Here is a 15679-nt window from a genome sequence, read left to right on the forward strand (position 1 = left end):
GTCCCATCAGGCGCGTCCTCCCGTGCGGGTCCGGGCGGGGCCGGACTGGTCGACGGCACGCTCACCGATGCCGAGGTTGAAGCCCTGCACGACGAAGCCGAGCGTGGACACCAGGATGATCACGACCGAGATCGCGTACCAGAGGCGGCGTCGGCCGACGAAGTCGACCGACACGCGGCCGGTGTAGAGGTGCTGTCCGAAGCTGCTGAGACGTCCCATCAGGCGCGTCCTCCCGTGCGGGTCCGGGCGGGGCCGGACTGGTCGACGGCACGCTCACCGATGCCGAGGTGGGCGGCGTCGAAGCCGGAGAGCTTGTGCCCCTTGCCGAAGAACCGCGTGCTCGCGAGCAGCGACATCAGCGGCTTGGTGAAGAGGAACACGACGATGACGTCGATGATCGTCGTCAGGCCGAGCGCGAAGGCGAACCCGCGCACCACGCCGATCGCGAAGATGAACAGGATCACGGCGGCGAGCAGCGAGACGCCGTCGGCCGCCAGGATCGTGCGCCGGGCGCGCTCCCATCCGGACTCCACCGCCAGCCGGAGCGACTTGCCGTCGCGTACCTCGTCGCGGATGCGTTCGAACAGGACGATGAAGGAGTCGGCGGTGATGCCGATGGCGACGATGAGGCCCGCGATGCCGGGCAGCGTCAACGTGAACCCGAGCGACTGCCCGAGCAGCAGCACCATGGCGTAGCTGACGGCCGCGGCCATGAGCAGCGAGCCGATGGCCACGAGGCCGAGACCCCGGTAGTAGAGCAGCAGGTATCCCATGACCAGCACCAGGCCCACGCCGCCGGCGAGCAGACCCGCCTGCAGCTGGCTGCCGGCGAGCGAGGGACCCTCCACGGAGACGCCGTTGACTTTGAAGGTCAGGGGCAGCGCACCGTAGGTGAGCTGGTTGGCGAGCACCTTGGACGACGTCGAGGTGAAGGTGCCCTGGATCTGGGACTGCCCGTTGCGGATGACTGCCTGCGACGTCGGCGCGCTGAGCACCTCGCCGTCGAGGACGATCGCGAAGCTCTTCTGCTGCGGGGTGAGCGCCGTGGTGACGGCCTCGAACGCCTTGGAGCCGGCGTCGCGCATCGCGATGGAGACGACCCACTGCGACCGCTGGCTGTCGTAGACCTGCTCGGCCTTCTTGACCTGCGACCCCTCGATCACCGAGGGGCTGAGGACGAAGACCTGCCCGTTGGTCGGGTCGCACGTGACGAGCGGGCGGCTCGGCACGTCCTCGACCTGGTTGCCGTCCGGGGAGCACTGGAACCCGGCGGCCAGCTGCTGCAGCGCGGCGACGCCGTCGGCGTACTGCTTGGGCAGCGTGGCGGGCGAGTCGGTCTCGGCGGCGATCATCTGGTCGAGCGAGAGCTTCGTCCAGTCGACGTCGGCCACCGCCTTCTCCGCCTTGGCGCGTGCGGCCTCGTCCAGCGGCTGGCCGGTGGCACCCTGCGCCTGGCCCCAGACGAGCCGGAAGCGCAGCTGGGCGGTCTTGCCGACCTGGTCGACGATGTTGCCGCGCCGCTCGCCGGGGATCTCGATGATCACCTGGTTGCCGCCCTGCGTCGTGACCTCCGCCTCGGAGACGCCGGTGGCGTTGACGCGCTGGTCGATGATGTCGCGCGCCTCGCGCAGCTTCTCCGGGGTCACGTCGCCGGACGACGCCTCGGCCTGCAGGGTGATGCGGGTGCCGCCCTGCAGGTCGAGGCCGAGGCGCGGCTTCCAGACGCCGCCGTCGTCGTGCTTCAGGTCGACGCCGACGAGCAGCCCGTAGAGGGCGACGACGAGGGCGAGGAACAGCAGGAGGGTGCGACGAGGACGCGGGGTCCCGGGTCGGTGCGCGGGCTTGGCCATCAGTCGTTCGGGCTCTCGGGTTCGGGGGTCGGGCTCAGGTCGACGACCTTCGCGACGGCCTGGCGGTTGACGGTGATCACGGTGTCCGGGGCGATGCGCAGCTGTGCCTCGAGGTCGCCGAGGGAGACGAGCTCGCCGTAGATGCCGCTGGCGAGCATGACACGACGGCCGGGCTCGAGGGCGTCCTGGGTGGCCTGGTAGTCCTTCTGCCGGGCCCGGGCCGGTCGCATGACCAGCAGGTAGAAGATCACGAGCAGGAGGACGATCGGCAGGAGGCTGTAGAGGTCGGTCACGGGAGATGCTCCGTCAGGGTGGGATGTCGTCCGCAGGGCGGACCTGGCTCAGGGCCAGGAGGAAGTTTAGACACGCAACCAAGCACCGTGGCCCTTCCCATGCTTCCACGAGGGCGTGTCGGGACGGACGTCTGCCCCGCCGTGGGGATGCCCTACGCGTCGTCGAGCGGGAGCTGCTCGGGGTCGGCCGGTGCGGCCAGCCCGAGGTGGCGCCACGCGGCCGGTGTCGCGATGCGCCCGCGCGGGGTGCGCGCGAGGAAGCCCAGCCGGACGAGAAACGGCTCGGCCAGCTCCTCGACGGTCTCGCGCTCCTCACCGACGGCGACGGCGAGCGTGCTGATGCCGACCGGCCCCCCACCGAAGCTGCCGCAGAGCGCCTGCAGCACGGCACGGTCGAGCCGGTCGAGGCCGAGGTCGTCGACCTCGTACAGGGCGAGGGCCTTGCGGGCCTCGGGGTGGCCGACGGTGCCGTCGCCGCGGACCTGGGCGTAGTCGCGGACGCGTCGCAGCAGCCGGTTGGCGATGCGCGGGGTCCCTCGGGAGCGTGAGGCGATCTCGCGGGCGCCGTCGTCGGAGATGGTGAGGTCGAGCAGCCGGGCCGACCGTTCGACGATGCGTTGCAGCTCGGCCGCCTCGTAGTAGTCGAGCTGGGCGGTGAAGCCGAACCGGTCGCGCAGCGGTCCGGGCAGGAGCCCGGCGCGGGTGGTGGCGCCGACGACGGTGAACGGCGGGATCTCGAGGGGGATCGCCGTCGCGCCCGGGCCCTTGCCGACGACGACGTCGACCCGGAAGTCCTCCATCGCCATGTACAGCAGCTCCTCCGCGGGCCGCGACATGCGGTGGATCTCGTCGATGAAGAGGACGTCGCCCTCGTCGACCCCGGACAGGATGGCGGCGAGATCGCCGGCGTGCTGGATGGCGGGACCGCTGGTGAGCCGCAGGTGCGCGCCGAGCTGGTGGGCGATGATCATCGCGATCGTGGTCTTGCCCAGGCCCGGAGGACCGGAGAGCAGGACGTGGTCGGGCGTGCGCCCTCGCTGCTGCGCCGCCTCGAGCACGAGCGAGAGCTGCTCGCGGACCCGCTCCTGGCCGACCAGCTCCTCGAGGGTGCGCGGCCGCAGCGCGGCGTCGAAGGCGCGGTCGTCGGGCGTGGCCTCGGCGAGGACGGCGTCGAGGTCGGTGAAGGAGTCGCGGTACTCGTCGTGCACGCCGCTCACGCCTTCGACAGGGATCGCAGGGCGAGGCGCAGCAGCTGCCCGACGTCGGGCTCGTCGCCTGCGGAGTCGGCCACGGCGTCGATGGCTCGCTCGGCGTCGCGCGCGGACCAGCCGAGGCTCTGCAGCGCCTCGAGCACCTGGGCCCGCCACGGCTCACCGCCACCGGTGCCGCCGGACGTCGCGACGGGTGCGGGGCCGACGCGGTCCTTGAGCTCGACGACGATCCGCTCGGCGCCCTTGCGGCCGATGCCCGGAACCGACGTGAGCACCGCGTGGTCGGACTCGGCGATGGCGCGACGCAGCCGGTCGGGGGCGAGGACGGCGAGCATGGCGAGGGCGACCTTGGGCCCGATGCCGCTGGCGGTCTGCACCAGCAGGAACATGTCGCGCTCGTCGGCGTCGGCGAACCCGTAGAGGGTCAGGGAGTCCTCGCGGACGACCAGCGTGGTGGCGAGCTGGGCCTGCTCCCCCAGCCGCAGCCGGGCGATGGTGCCGGGCGTGCAGTGCACGAGGTGCCCGAGCCCGCCGACGTCGATGACGGCGGAGTCGAGCGAGAGGGCGGCCACCTGGCCGCGGACGTGGGCGATCACCGGAGGGACTCCTTGCGCTGGGCGGCGGCGTGGGCCTGCTGCAGACGGTTCTGCGCCCCGCCACGCCAGATCTGGCAGATCGCGAGCGCGAGCGCGTCGGTGGCGTCGACCGGCTTGGGCGCCTCCGCGAGGCGCAGCAGCCGCACCACCATGGCCGCCACCTGCGCCTTGTCGGCGCGGCCGCTGCCCGTGACGGCGGCCTTGACCTCGCTGGGCGTGTGCAGCTTGACGTCGACACCGTGCCGCGCGGCCACGAGCATCGCGACCGCGCTCGCCTGCGCGGTGCCCATGACGGTGCTGACGTTGTTCTGGCTGAACACCCGCTCGACGGCCACGACGTGCGGCCGGTGCAGACGCACCGCCTCCTCCAACCCCTGCTCGAGCCGGTGCAGACGACGAGCGGTGTCGAGGTCGGCCGGTGTGCGCAGCACGTCGACGTGCACCATCTCCAGCGGCCGACCGACGGAGCCCTGCACCACACCGAGACCGAGCCGCGTCAGCCCGGGATCGACCGCGAGCACGCGCGTGGGGGAACGCATGTTCGAACGATAACGCGCCGCCGCCGCGCCGGCTCGGACGCCACGCCGGGGTGGGTCGGGTGTGGCTGCAGTCGGCGGTGCTGCTGGTGCGCTGGGCGCGGGGGGCGTGCTGGTGGGCTGCCTGCGGGGGCTTTGTGCTTGCTGGTGCGCTGCCTTAGTGGGTCTGGTCGTGCTGGTGCGCTGCCTGCGGGGGTCTGTGCTTGCTGGTGCGCTGCCTCGGCTTTCGCTGTGCCTGGTCTCCGAAAGGGCCTCGACCGGGCAGCTGGCGACGGCGCTGGTCTGGGGTCTCGGGCTGTGGCTCGCGCTGTGGGACGCAAGATGCTGCGTTCGTGCGCTGGGACTCGAAGGGTTCTGCGTTTGCGACGGGATCCCGTCGCGAACGCAGAAGCGTTCGACCTGGTTCGCGTGAATGCAGAATCTTGGGTGCCCTTTGCGTTGGGGAGACGAAGGATTCTTCCTTCTCGTGGACCGTTCCACGAGAAGGAAGCATCGTTCACACGTCTGGCCCCCTCGTCGGTGGATGCGCCACCTGTAGAGCGCTCAGAAGGTGGCAGATCCACCGACGGGACTCTCAAACGAAGAATCCTGGCCCGAGAACGCGGAGAAGAAGAATCGTGCGTCACCCACGGGCCCAGGCCAGACCCCGCGACCCGAAACCATCTCCAGGCCCGCTGCCGGTCGAGGCCCTTTCGGAGACCACCTCCAGCGAACGCCGAGGCAGCGCACCAGCAACGTCACGACGACCGCAGGCGACGCAGCAGCAGGTCGAGACCCCCTGCGCCAGCGCAGCAGCAAGGTCACGACCCCCGCAGGCAGCGCAGCACCGAGCCACGCCCCCGCAAGAAGACCCCCGACGTCAGTCCTCGTCGAGCTCCGCGAGCACGTCGTCGCTGATGTCGACGTTGGAGAAGACGTTCTGCACGTCGTCCAGGTCCTCGAGGGCGTCGACGAGCTTGATCACCTTCTTGGCGCCGTCGACGTCGACGGGCACCTCGACCGAGGGGACGAACGAGGCCTCGGCGGAGTCGTAGTCGAGGCCGGCGTCCTGGAGGGCGCTGCGGACGGCGACCAGGTCGGACGCCTCGCTGATCACCTCGAAGCTCTCGCCGTGGTCCTTGACCTCCTCGGCGCCGGCGTCGAGCACGGCCATCAGGATGTCGTCCTCGCTGGTGTCCTGCGCGGGCACCTGCACAACGCCCTTGCGGTGGAACAGGTAGGCGACGGAGCCGGGGTCGGCGAGGGTCCCGCCGTTGCGCGACACCGCGGTGCGCACCTCCATCGCGGCCCGGTTCTTGTTGTCGGTGAGGCACTCCACGAGCAGCGCGACGCCGCTCGGCCCGTAGACCTCGTACATGATCGTGGTGTAGTCGACCGCGTCGCCGCCGATGCCACCACCGCGCTTGACCGCGCGGTCGATGTTGTCGTTCGGGACCGACGACTTCTTCGCCTTCTGGATGGCGTCGTACAGGGTCGGGTTGCCGTCGGGGTCGGGCCCGCCGGTGCGCGCCGCCACCTCGATCGTCTTGATCAGCTTGGCGAACATCTTGCCGCGCTTGGCGTCGATCGCGGCCTTCTTGTGCTTGGTCGTCGCCCACTTGGAGTGGCCTGACATCCCGTGCCCCTTTCCGCGCCACCTCGGCAGGTGGCGGATCCCTACATGTCCACGAGGTCCAGGAACAGGCGGTGCAGGCGCAGGTCGTCCCCCACCTCCGGGTGGAACGACGTCGCCAGCAGGGCACCCTGCCGGACCGCGACGATCCTATCGGCTCGCTCGTCGGTGTCGTCCGTCGCCGCGTCCAGCACGACCGGGACGCGGGCGAGCACCTCGACGTCGGGGCCGGTCTGCTCCACCCACGGCGCCCGGATGAACACGGCGTGGACGGGGTCCGGGAACGTCGTGAACGGCACCTGCGCCTCGAAGGAGTCGACCTGGCGACCGAAGGCGTTGCGGCGCACGGTGACGTCGAGCCCGCCGAACGTGGTCTGGCCGTCGGCACCGTCGACGATGCGGTCGGCGAGCATGATCATGCCCGCGCACGTGCCGAACGTCGGCAGTCCCTCGGCGATCCGGCGGCGGAACGCGTCGGCCACGCCGAACACGTCGGCCAGCTTGATCATCGTGGTCGACTCACCTCCCGGGATGACGAGGCCGTCGACCCGGTCGAGCTCCTCCTCGCGGCGCACGGCGACGACGTCCGCCCCCAACGCCTGGAGAGCCTGCACGTGCTCGCGGACGTCGCCCTGGAGGGCGAAGACGCCGATGGTCGGGGAGGTCACTGGGACAGCCTAGTGACGCCGGCGCTCGGGACGTCGGAGAGGACCCAGCAGGCGGGGGCGGGCGCTGAGCGCCTCACACCCCCGCCGCTCCCTCACGGCATCCCTCCCGATCGGGTCTGGGGTCGGGAGCCCGCGCACCGGCAGATGTCGCGCTCCCTCGCTCCACGCCGGACACTCCAGCCGAGCGGAACGCCATGAGTCTACCCAGGGGACCCGCCGAGGTGACCAGCGGTCGGCGTCCCTCGTCAGAACAGCGCGACGTAGAAGGAGGTGGCGACCGGCGACCATGCGACGTTGCCCGCCTCGTCCGTCGCCTGCGCGACCCGCAGCGTGTACGTCCGCAGCAGGCCGCTGTAGACGAGGCTGGGACTGCGCACCCCGGCGGTCCATCGGTCGCCCGAGAGCTGCGCGTCGTGCAGTGTCTCGGGCGAGGCGAACGTCGCGCCCGTCGTGTCGCGCAACCAGCCGCTCCACAGCCCAGACCGCTCCAGGCTCCAGCGGACCTGAGCGACCCCGCTCGCGTCGTCCTCGACGGTCCCGCAGCCGACGGAGCCGCTGCCGCAGACCGAGCCGAGACCGGCGAGCAACGTCCCGCTGAGCAGCGTGCCCCCGCCGTTCGGGTAGGAGAGGGTGACGCGCGGCGGCGTCCCGTCCAGCCAGGTGCGGTCTTCAGCCGTCGCCTCGTTACCGGCGCGGTCGGTCGCCCGCACGCGGACCGCGCGGCCAGCGCCCTCGCGCAGGTCGAGTCCGCCGTCGTACCGGTGCCACGCCCCGTCGCCCTCGGAGACCTGGACGGCGTCGGTCGGCACCCCGCTGCCGGGGTCGTCGACCTCCACGGTCCACCGCAGCGACGTCGCCCGGCACCACCGGACTCCGTCCGCGCCGACGACCGGGTTGCCGACGGTCGGGCAGGCCGCGATGCTGGTCGTGAGCCTCGGCGCCACCGTGTCGAGCACGACGGTGCGCGAGGCCGACGCCGCGTTGCCGGCCTCGTCGGTAGCCGTGACCTGCAGGGACTGCGAACCCTCGGCGAGGTCGAAGCGCGGGCTCGTCCAGGAGCCCGCGCGGTCCGCGGTCGTCGTCGCGAGCACGGTGCCGCCGCGCCGTACCACCACGACCGCTCTCGCCTCCGCCGTGCCCCGCAGAGCGTTGGACCGGACGTTGGTGACGTCGTCGCCCACGAGGCCGGAGTCGTCGACGACCCCCGTGGTCGTGACGGACGTGGTGGTGTCGTGGCCGCACCGGAGCGCGCCGCGGTCGCGGGTGGCGTGCACAGCGACGTCGACGGACCGCGGCGAGACCCAGGTCGACCCGGCAGCCGCAGGCAGCGCCTCCACCCGCACCACGGCGTTGAGCACGCCGTCGCTCGGCAGACCGCCGAACGTGCCCGCGCCGAACCTGTGGGTCGCACGACTCCCACCGGACGGCGGGAGGTCGACGACCGAGCCCAGCCGCGCCTCGTCTCCGACCCGCAGCAGCGAGGCGCGGTACCGGTACCGGACGCCCACGTCCGCCCAGCTCGCGTCGACGCCCGAGCCAGCGGCGGCGCACGTCGGCTGTGTCGGCGAAGGCACGGCGCCGAGCGTCGCGACCTCCCCCGACGTCAGCATGGCCGAGTCCGTCCAGGCGGCCGCGGTCGGCGCCGCGGTGGCGGCGACCAGCGCGAGCAGCACCGTGACCGTCGTACCGGCGGACGCCGACGCGGGCACGTGGCCGGCGCGTCCGCGGCGGTGCCGCGGGCGACGACGCACGACGACGGCGGTGAGCAGCAGCGCGGCCGCCACGGCGGCCCACGCCTTCCGGGCGTCGCCCATCCCCGGCACCATGACGAGCACGGTGTCGACGTGGTGCACCACGTACGGTGCCGGGTCGGTGCTGCGGTTCGCGTCGCCGCGCAGCTCGAGGGCTACCGCACCGCGCGTGGCGGGGCGGGTCGCCACCACGCGGTGGGTCACGTTCCCACCGTCGGGCAGGCCCACCCGCACGACGTCGCCCACGTCGACGCCCGTGGCGCGCACCTCCCGAGTGACGGCGAGCGTCCCGGCAGGCGCCGACGGTGCCATCGAGCCTGATGTCAGGCGAGCGACACCAAGTCCCCCGAGCTGCGCGGCCAGCACGAGCACGGCCGACGTCACGAGCGCTACGAGCAGCAGGCGCACGACGACCGCGCGGACCGCGACCGACGCCCTCATCGGCGCACCGACCGGGCGTCGACGGTGAGCACGAGACGACCGGCGGCGCCCTGGGCCGAGGTCGGCGCGTCCGCGGGGACGAAGACCCGCAGGCAGAGACGTCGCGTGCCGCCAGGGGCGAGGGGGCCCACGACCGACGACGACAGCGAGGCGTCGGTGACGCCGAGCGCGGTCTCCGCGGCCAGCGGCGCGCCCGCATCGCACGAGCCCGTCCACCCGGTCGCGCTGCTGCCGGACGTGCGCGCGGTGGCGTCCGCCCACACCCGCACGCGCAGGGCGTCGCGCAGCTGCGTGGTAGTGGCGCGACCACGGACCGTGAACACGAACGGGGCGCTCGCCGACGCGTTGCGCACCGTGACCTGCACGGCACGGCTGTCGCCGGGCAGCAGGTCGGAGACGCCCAGGGCGCCCGCGGTGACGGACGTGCCGTCCGGGCCTGTCCCGGCAGCCACTGTGACGTCGAGGCGACCCGACACGAGGCGACCTGCGTCCACCTCGGCGTCCGCCGTCCACGAGGCCCCGGTGGGCCGCAGCAGCCCGACGACCACGAGCAGCAGGCAGGCGGCTCCGGCGAGCAGCCGCAACGGGCTCCGCCGGCCGCGGTGCGTGCGGTCGAGCTCAGCCATGGTGGCCCCTCCTGCGGCGTCGGAGGAGGAGGGCACCCGCGAGCAGCGACGCGGCCGCCGACACGAGCAGCCAGGCCGGCACGGTCGTGCCGGTGGCCGGCAACGGGGCCCCTTCGTCCACACGGTCGGCCGTGAGGGTGATGTCGACGCCGAGCTCGACCTGCTCCTCCTGCGTCTGGTTCGTGGCGGCCGGGTCGAACGTCGCCTCGACGTCGACCCGGGTGCTCCCACTACGCCCGACCCCGGGTCCTCGGTCCGCGGTGGAGACGGGCCCGCCGAGCTCGACCCAGCCGGTCCGCGCCGTCCGCGCCCGGAGGATGACGTCGCCCCGGTGCACGAGGTCGCCGACGACCTCGGCGCGCACACGCATGACCGCCCCGGCGGGACCGCCGTTGCGCACCCAGAAGCTCGCCACGCGGCGGTCTCCGGGAACCCATCGCATCTCGGGGTCGAAGAGCGGTGCCGTCAGCTGAGGCGCCCACGTTCGACCATCGCGGCTGAAGTCGATGTCGCGGCCGGCGTGGGCCGGGCCCCCTGGGACGCCGACGAGGAGGACCGTGGTGAGGAGAGCCGTCGCGCGCCTCGTCGTCGCCGCCCTCACGCCAGCACCTCGTCCCGGCGGCGACGGCTGTCGCGGAACGCGGTCATGAAGGTCGACCCGGCGTAGAGCACGAGCCCCGCGGCCACCAGCTGGATGCCGTGCTGCCGCTGCTGCGGGTCCAGGGTCCCGCTGAGCCGGCCGAGCTCGGGCACCGCGTACCAGAGGCGACCGCGAATCTGCTCGGGACGTCGCAGGTCGAGGTCGGCCGTCCGGTTGGCGTCTCCCTGCGTGCGAAAGAGCATCTCGCCCTTGAGGGTGTGCTCGACCTGCACGACGCGGTGGGTGACGTACCCGCTCCGGCCGGACTCGAGCTGCACGGTGACGACGTCACCGACGCGCACGTCGGCCGGGTCGACCGGCCGGGCGACGACGAGCGTGCCCGGGGGGAGGTGCGGCTCCATGGATCCGGTCAGCACCGTGTAGGGCGTCGCACCCCCGAGTCGCGGCACCAGGACGGCAGCAGCAACCGCAAGCAGGGCGGCGAGCATGACGATCCAGGCGACGAGCCGGACCGACCAGGACAGCAGCATGCGCACGTGGATCACCTCCTCGGTGCGTCCCGACCGAGGACGGGCAGGGCGTGGCCCGGTGCCCGCCCCGCCTGTCGGGACGCGTGCGCCTCGGGGTCAGCGGACCTGGGTCACGTAGACCTGGAGGTTGTCGAGCGCGGCGGTCGTCGCGTCCTGCGAGTCGTCGTTGACGCCCGACCCGTACGGGTAGGTCACCGTCAGGTCGAAGGACACGTCCGTGGGGCTCGAACCGACCGGCACGCGGTCGGCGCCGCTGGGGCTGGTCAGCACGGCGGCGACGTCGAGCGTGTCGGCAGTCCCGCCTTCGGCACCGAGGAGGCTCAGCGTGCGAGCGACGGAGTCCTGGTTGATCTCGACCTTCGCGAGCAGGTTCTCGCCCTCGCCGGTGAGCGTGCCGCTGCACGACTTCGTGACGACGTCACCAGGGACCACGGCGGTGACGACCGCTCCGTCGGCGGTCTTCCAGGAGTCACTGCAGGACATGCCGCTCATGACGATACGACCGGAGCTGATCGCACCGGCGTCGACCTTGCCGTCGGCACTCCAGTAGGCCAGCGTGCCGGCTCCTCCGGCGAGCAGGACAGCAGCAGCACTCAGCGCCAGGGCGCCCTTGACAGACGTCTTCATTGAAGTTCTCCCTCTTCGATCTCACCACTACCGGTCGGTAACGGCGCTCCCGTGGAAGATCATCCAAGTTTCAACAATCGGTCGCAACGAGTTGAGATATGTGCGCAACTTTTGAGGAGGAATGTCCCCGCCCGACAACGACGAACGCCCCTCGAGATCGAGGGACGTTCGTCCTTCTCGCTGGAATGCCGGTGACGCAGGTCACCAGCCGCGCTCGGCGAGTCGGTGCGGCTCGGGGATGTCGTCGACGTTGATGCCGACCATGGCCTCGCCGAGGCCGCGGGAGACCTTGGCGACCACGTCGGGATCGTCGTAGAAGGTGGTGGCCTTGACGATGGCCTCGGCGCGCTGCTGCGGGTTGCCGGACTTGAAGATGCCCGAGCCGACGAACACGCCCTCCGAGCCGAGCTGCATGACGAGCGCGGCGTCGGCGGGCGTGGCGATGCCGCCGGCGGTGAACAGCGTGACGGGCAGCTTGCCGAGCTCGGCGACCTCCTTGACCAGCTCGAAGGGCGCCTGCAGCTCCTTGGCGGCGACGTACAGCTCGTCCTCGCGCAGCGACTGCAGGCGGCGGATCTCGCCGGTGATCTTGCGGATGTGCGTGACGGCGTTCGACACGTCACCGGTGCCGGCCTCGCCCTTGGAGCGGATGAACGCCGCGCCCTCGGTGAGCCGGCGCAGCGCCTCGCCGAGGTTGGTCGCACCGCACACGAACGGGACGTTGAAGGCCCACTTGTCGATGTGGTTGGCGTAGTCGGACGGGGTGAGGACCTCGGACTCGTCGATGTAGTCGACGCCGAGACTCTGGAGCACCTGCGCCTCGGCGAAGTGGCCGATCCGCGCCTTCGCCATGACCGGGATCGAGACGGCCTCGATGATGCCGTCGATGAGGTCGGGGTCGCTCATGCGCGCGACACCACCCTGGGCACGGATGTCGGCCGGGACGCGCTCGAGCGCCATGACGGCCACGGCGCCGGCGTCCTCGGCGATGCGCGCCTGGTCGGCGTCGACGACGTCCATGATGACGCCGCCCTTCAGCATCTCGGCCATGCCGCGCTTCACGCGGGCCGTGCCCACGCTCGGGGTGCTGGTGCCGTCGGGGGTCGGGGAGGTCTGCGGGGTGCTCACCGTCCCAGTCTATCGAGCGCGCGCGGCGCCGTTCACGACGTCCAGCATCCGTGCGCGGTCGACGACCTTGCGGCGCGGACGGCCCTGCTCGCGTCCCGCGGCGCGCTCGTGCGCGTCGAGGCGTCGCCAGGCGTCGAGGTCGAGCCCCGCTCGGGTCTGCACCGACGGCTCGGAGGCGGGTGCGGCGTCGAGCCGGCCCAGCGCGACGTCGGCGAGGAGGTGGTTGACGGTCTCCAGCGAGCACGACTTGTTGGTGCCGATGAAGCCGGTCGGGCCGCGCTTGGCCCACCCGACCACGTACGTGCGCGGCAGCAGCGCCCCACCGGGGGCCTGGAGCACGCGACCGCCGACGTTCGGGATGCGGTGGGCGACCGGGTCGAAGGGCACTCCGGGCACGGGCGTGGAGCGGTAGCCGACCGAGCGCAGGACCGTCGTGGTGGCGACGTCCTCCAGCTCACCCGTGGGCACCGCGACGACGGTGCCGTCTGCTGTGGTCTCCAGACGGGTGCGCGCGAGGCGCAGCCCGGTAACCGCACGCTCGCCGAGCACCTCGACGGGGGCGGCGAGGAAGCGCAGGAGCACGTGACGTCGTCCCTCGACCGGCTCGGCCGTGGTCCCTTCGCGGAGCAGTCGGCTCTTCACGTCGTCGCCGTCGAGCAGGTCGCGCTGCGGCACGACGACGTCGACGTCGGGGTGGTGCAGCAGCCCGACGAGCTCGGGCACGGTGAACGCCGCCTGGGCGGGTCCGCGTCGGGCGACCAGCTCGACGCAACGCAGATGGCTGGTCCGCAGCGCCTCGAGGGCGTGGTCGGCGATGTCGGTGCCGGCCAGCTCCGCGGGGTCGCTGAGCAGCACGCGGGCGACGTCGAGGGCGACGTTGCCGTTGCCGACGACCACGGTGCGTCCGGCGTCGAGGTCGATCGGGGTGGCCACGTGGTCGGGGTGGCCGTTGTACCAGGCGACGACGGCCGTCGCGGTGGTGTTGCCCGGCAGGTCCTCCCCCGGGATCCCGAGGCGACGGTCGGCGGACGCGCCCGTGGCGTAGACGACCGCGTCGTGGCGCTGCAGGAGCTGCTCGTGCGTGACGTCGACACCCACCTCCAGCCCGAGGGCGTAGGAGAAGCCGGGCTGCGCCTCGATGCGCGCGAAGAGGTCGGTGATGGCCTTCGTGTGCTGGTGGTCGGGCGCGACGCCGGCACGCACCAGGCCGTGAGGGGTGGGGAGCCGGTCGACGACCGTGACCCGCACACCACGCTGCTTCAGCAGCTCGTCGGCGGCGTACAGCGCGGCAGGCCCTGCGCCGACCACGGCGACGTCGAGCCGGCGCTCGGGCGGCAGCCGGACGACCGGCGGCACGGGTGCCTGCGCCGGACGGGTGGGCGACTCGAGCCCGTTGCCGACGTCGGAGCCGGCGTGGAACAGCGCGTTCAGCTCGACGAAGACCTGCTCGTCGGGCGTGAGCCTCGACGCCGGCTTGATCGCGCCGACGGGGCAGGCCCTGACGCACGCACCGCAGTCGACGCACGCCTGGGGGTCGATGTAGACCATGTCCGACGTGGCGAAGTCGGGCTCGTCGGGCGTCGGGTGGATGCAGTTGACCGGGCAGGCGAAGGCGCAGGCGGCGTCGCCGCAGCACGCCTGGGTGACGACGTGCGGCACGTCAGGACGGACCGACCGGGGACGGGTCGGTCAGCCGCGCCGGCGGCTCGCTGCGGTAGCGCGAGGGCCGGCCGTCGATCTTCAGCCAGCGCCAGACGCGGCGCGACGAGCGCGTCATGAGCGTCGACTCCTCGGCCAGCATGCGCACGTCGCTGAACAGCTCGGCGAGGAACTCGCGGGACTCGGGCGCGTCCCAGTACAGCTCGTCGATGACCTCCTGAGGCACGCCCATCTGGGTGCGCAGCTCCTTCGGGGGCACGAGGATGAGGTCGCCCGCGACGCGCATGATGATCGGGAACATCATCGACATGATCCAGCGGTCGACCTTCCCGAGGTGGGGGCCGCTGCGCATCACGTAGGCGTGGGCGAAGGAGATGTGGCGCGCCTCCTCCGCGACGTGGATCTGCATGATGCGTCGCATGACCGGCGGCAGGTTCGCGCCCTCGCGCAGCATCCGCTTCTGCGTGTGGTCGATCGGCTCCTCGCCGGCCAGGACCGCGATGAAGAAGCCGAGCGGGTAGCGGGACGCGAACAGCGGGATGACACCGTGCAGCGCCCGCATCCAGCGCGGCATGCCCGGGACGTCGGCGCCGATGCGGTTGACGCACTCCTGGAACATCTGCGTGTGGTGGCACTCCTCCGTGGCCTCGTGGGTGAGGTAGCGGAACTCGGCCGACCCGTTCGGGCGGGTGAAGACGTACTGCATGATGCCGCGGATCAGCAGGTTCTCGAACTGCAGACCCACCTTGAAGATGTTGGCGTAGCGCCACATCCCGATCTCGATCTGCCGCTCGACGGGCAGGTTCTGGTACCAGGGGTGGCGACCGAGCGGGTCGGCCTCGGTGAGCACCCAGTGCCGGTCGTGGGGGTCGATGCGGAAGTCGGGGTCGTCCCACGGGACGTCGACGAATGCGTCGAAGTTCCGGTCGACCGACGCCTGCGACAGGGCCCGGAGCGTCGCCTCGTACTCCGGCGTCGCGAGCGACGCGAGGCTCTCCTGGGTGCGGTCGAGATCCTGCTCGTCCATGAGGGTCATACCGCGAGTATGTGACGGCGGTCGCTATGTGTCAAGACCAATGTCACATTAGTAGTGTCATGGTTTCGCGGAGCATCTTGGGCCTCTCGGCGACCTGCGGCTGCGGGTCAGGTTCTCGTGCGGGGGGTGCGGGTTGGAGGTCGGGTGGGGCTGCGCTGGCGTGGCTTCCCCTTGGGGTGGGGCTGCGCTGCTGCGGCTTCTCGCTCGGGTGGGGGGTGCGCTGGCGCGGCTTCTCGTTCGGGTGGGGCTGCGCTGGCGCGGCTTTGACTCGTCCTGCGCTCCGAAAGGGCCTCGACCGGGCAGCTGGGCGGGAGCCGGCTTCGGGTCTCGGGCTGTGGCACGCGTGGGACGCAAGAATCTGCGTTCGTGCGCTGGGACTCCAAGGATGCTGCGTTTGCTACGGGATCCCGTAGCAAACGCAGGAGCGTTTGGTCTCAATCGCGCGAATGCAGAATCTTGGGTGCCCTTTGCGTTGGGGGGACGAAGGATTCTTCCTTTTCGTGGACCGTTCCAC

At 71.9% G+C, this 15679-nt stretch carries 16 protein-coding genes; all 16 read right to left on the reverse strand.

All coding sequences use genetic code 11. The features are described from left to right. Positions 1–6 precede the first annotated feature (6 nt). Complete coding sequence (locus AC3WRM_RS02585; RefSeq protein WP_492247271.1) at positions 7–219, reverse strand: hypothetical protein; 213 nt, start codon at positions 217–219, stop codon at positions 7–9. Then, positions 219–1850: a protein translocase subunit SecD gene (secD, locus tag AC3WRM_RS02590; RefSeq protein WP_492247270.1), complete on the reverse strand. Its 1632-nt coding sequence runs from the start codon at positions 1848–1850 to the stop codon at positions 219–221. The genes AC3WRM_RS02585 and secD overlap by 1 nt, the downstream gene beginning before the upstream one ends. Continuing rightward, positions 1850–2143: a preprotein translocase subunit YajC gene (yajC, locus tag AC3WRM_RS02595; RefSeq protein ID WP_492247269.1), complete on the reverse strand. Its 294-nt coding sequence runs from the start codon at positions 2141–2143 to the stop codon at positions 1850–1852. The genes secD and yajC overlap by 1 nt, the downstream gene beginning before the upstream one ends. Positions 2144–2295: 152 nt before the next feature. After that, entirely contained in the window at positions 2296–3351 is a 1056-nt protein-coding gene (gene ruvB, locus AC3WRM_RS02600; RefSeq protein ID WP_492247325.1) for a Holliday junction branch migration DNA helicase RuvB, read from the reverse strand. A gap of 5 nt (positions 3352–3356) precedes the next feature. Beyond that, entirely contained in the window at positions 3357–3950 is a 594-nt protein-coding gene (ruvA, locus tag AC3WRM_RS02605) for a Holliday junction branch migration protein RuvA (RefSeq protein WP_492247268.1), read from the reverse strand. Continuing rightward, positions 3947–4489 (reverse strand): crossover junction endodeoxyribonuclease RuvC, encoded by a 543-nt coding sequence (locus tag AC3WRM_RS02610; protein ID WP_067857930.1) that lies wholly within the window; start codon positions 4487–4489, stop codon positions 3947–3949. Before AC3WRM_RS02610 ends, ruvA begins: the two co-directional genes overlap by 4 nt. Before the next feature lie 856 nt (positions 4490–5345). Further along, complete coding sequence (locus AC3WRM_RS02615) at positions 5346–6101, reverse strand: YebC/PmpR family DNA-binding transcriptional regulator (protein ID WP_492247267.1); 756 nt, start codon at positions 6099–6101, stop codon at positions 5346–5348. Positions 6102–6142: 41 nt separating this feature from the next. Continuing rightward, positions 6143–6766: a pyridoxal 5'-phosphate synthase glutaminase subunit PdxT gene (gene pdxT, locus AC3WRM_RS02620; RefSeq protein ID WP_492247266.1), complete on the reverse strand. Its 624-nt coding sequence runs from the start codon at positions 6764–6766 to the stop codon at positions 6143–6145. Between the two features lie 245 nt (positions 6767–7011). Beyond that, the gene (locus AC3WRM_RS02625; protein WP_492247265.1) at positions 7012–8958 is read right to left on the reverse strand and encodes an Ig-like domain-containing protein; all 1947 of its coding nucleotides are present in this window, start codon (positions 8956–8958) and stop codon (positions 7012–7014) included. Beyond that, positions 8955–9584, reverse strand: coding sequence for a hypothetical protein (locus AC3WRM_RS02630; RefSeq protein ID WP_492247264.1), 630 nt, complete (start codon positions 9582–9584; stop codon positions 8955–8957). Before AC3WRM_RS02630 ends, AC3WRM_RS02625 begins: the two co-directional genes overlap by 4 nt. Continuing rightward, a complete protein-coding gene (locus AC3WRM_RS02635; RefSeq protein ID WP_492247263.1) occupies positions 9577–9999 on the reverse strand; it encodes an LAVTG motif-containing sortase-dependent surface protein in 423 nt (140 codons plus the stop codon). The genes AC3WRM_RS02630 and AC3WRM_RS02635 overlap by 8 nt, the downstream gene beginning before the upstream one ends. 182 nt (positions 10000–10181) lie before the next feature. Further along, positions 10182–10715, reverse strand: a complete 534-nt coding sequence (locus tag AC3WRM_RS02640) for a signal peptidase I (RefSeq protein ID WP_492247324.1) — start codon at positions 10713–10715, stop codon at positions 10182–10184. Positions 10716–10811: 96 nt separating this feature from the next. Continuing rightward, positions 10812–11342 carry an alternate-type signal peptide domain-containing protein gene (locus AC3WRM_RS02645; RefSeq protein ID WP_492247262.1) on the reverse strand — a complete coding sequence of 177 codons (531 nt, stop codon included), beginning with the start codon at positions 11340–11342 and terminating at the stop codon, positions 10812–10814. Positions 11343–11543: 201 nt separating this feature from the next. Next, positions 11544–12470, reverse strand: coding sequence for a pyridoxal 5'-phosphate synthase lyase subunit PdxS (gene pdxS, locus AC3WRM_RS02650; RefSeq protein ID WP_067857939.1), 927 nt, complete (start codon positions 12468–12470; stop codon positions 11544–11546). Positions 12471–12479: 9 nt separating this feature from the next. After that, the gene (locus tag AC3WRM_RS02655; protein WP_492247261.1) at positions 12480–14129 is read right to left on the reverse strand and encodes an FAD-dependent oxidoreductase; all 1650 of its coding nucleotides are present in this window, start codon (positions 14127–14129) and stop codon (positions 12480–12482) included. Between the two features lies 1 nt (position 14130). Further along, positions 14131–15165: an AurF N-oxygenase family protein gene (locus AC3WRM_RS02660; RefSeq protein ID WP_492247260.1), complete on the reverse strand. Its 1035-nt coding sequence runs from the start codon at positions 15163–15165 to the stop codon at positions 14131–14133. Positions 15166–15679 lie beyond the last annotated feature (514 nt).

It is taken from the genome of Aeromicrobium sp. EU05-FHT14F07 (assembly GCF_058790455.1).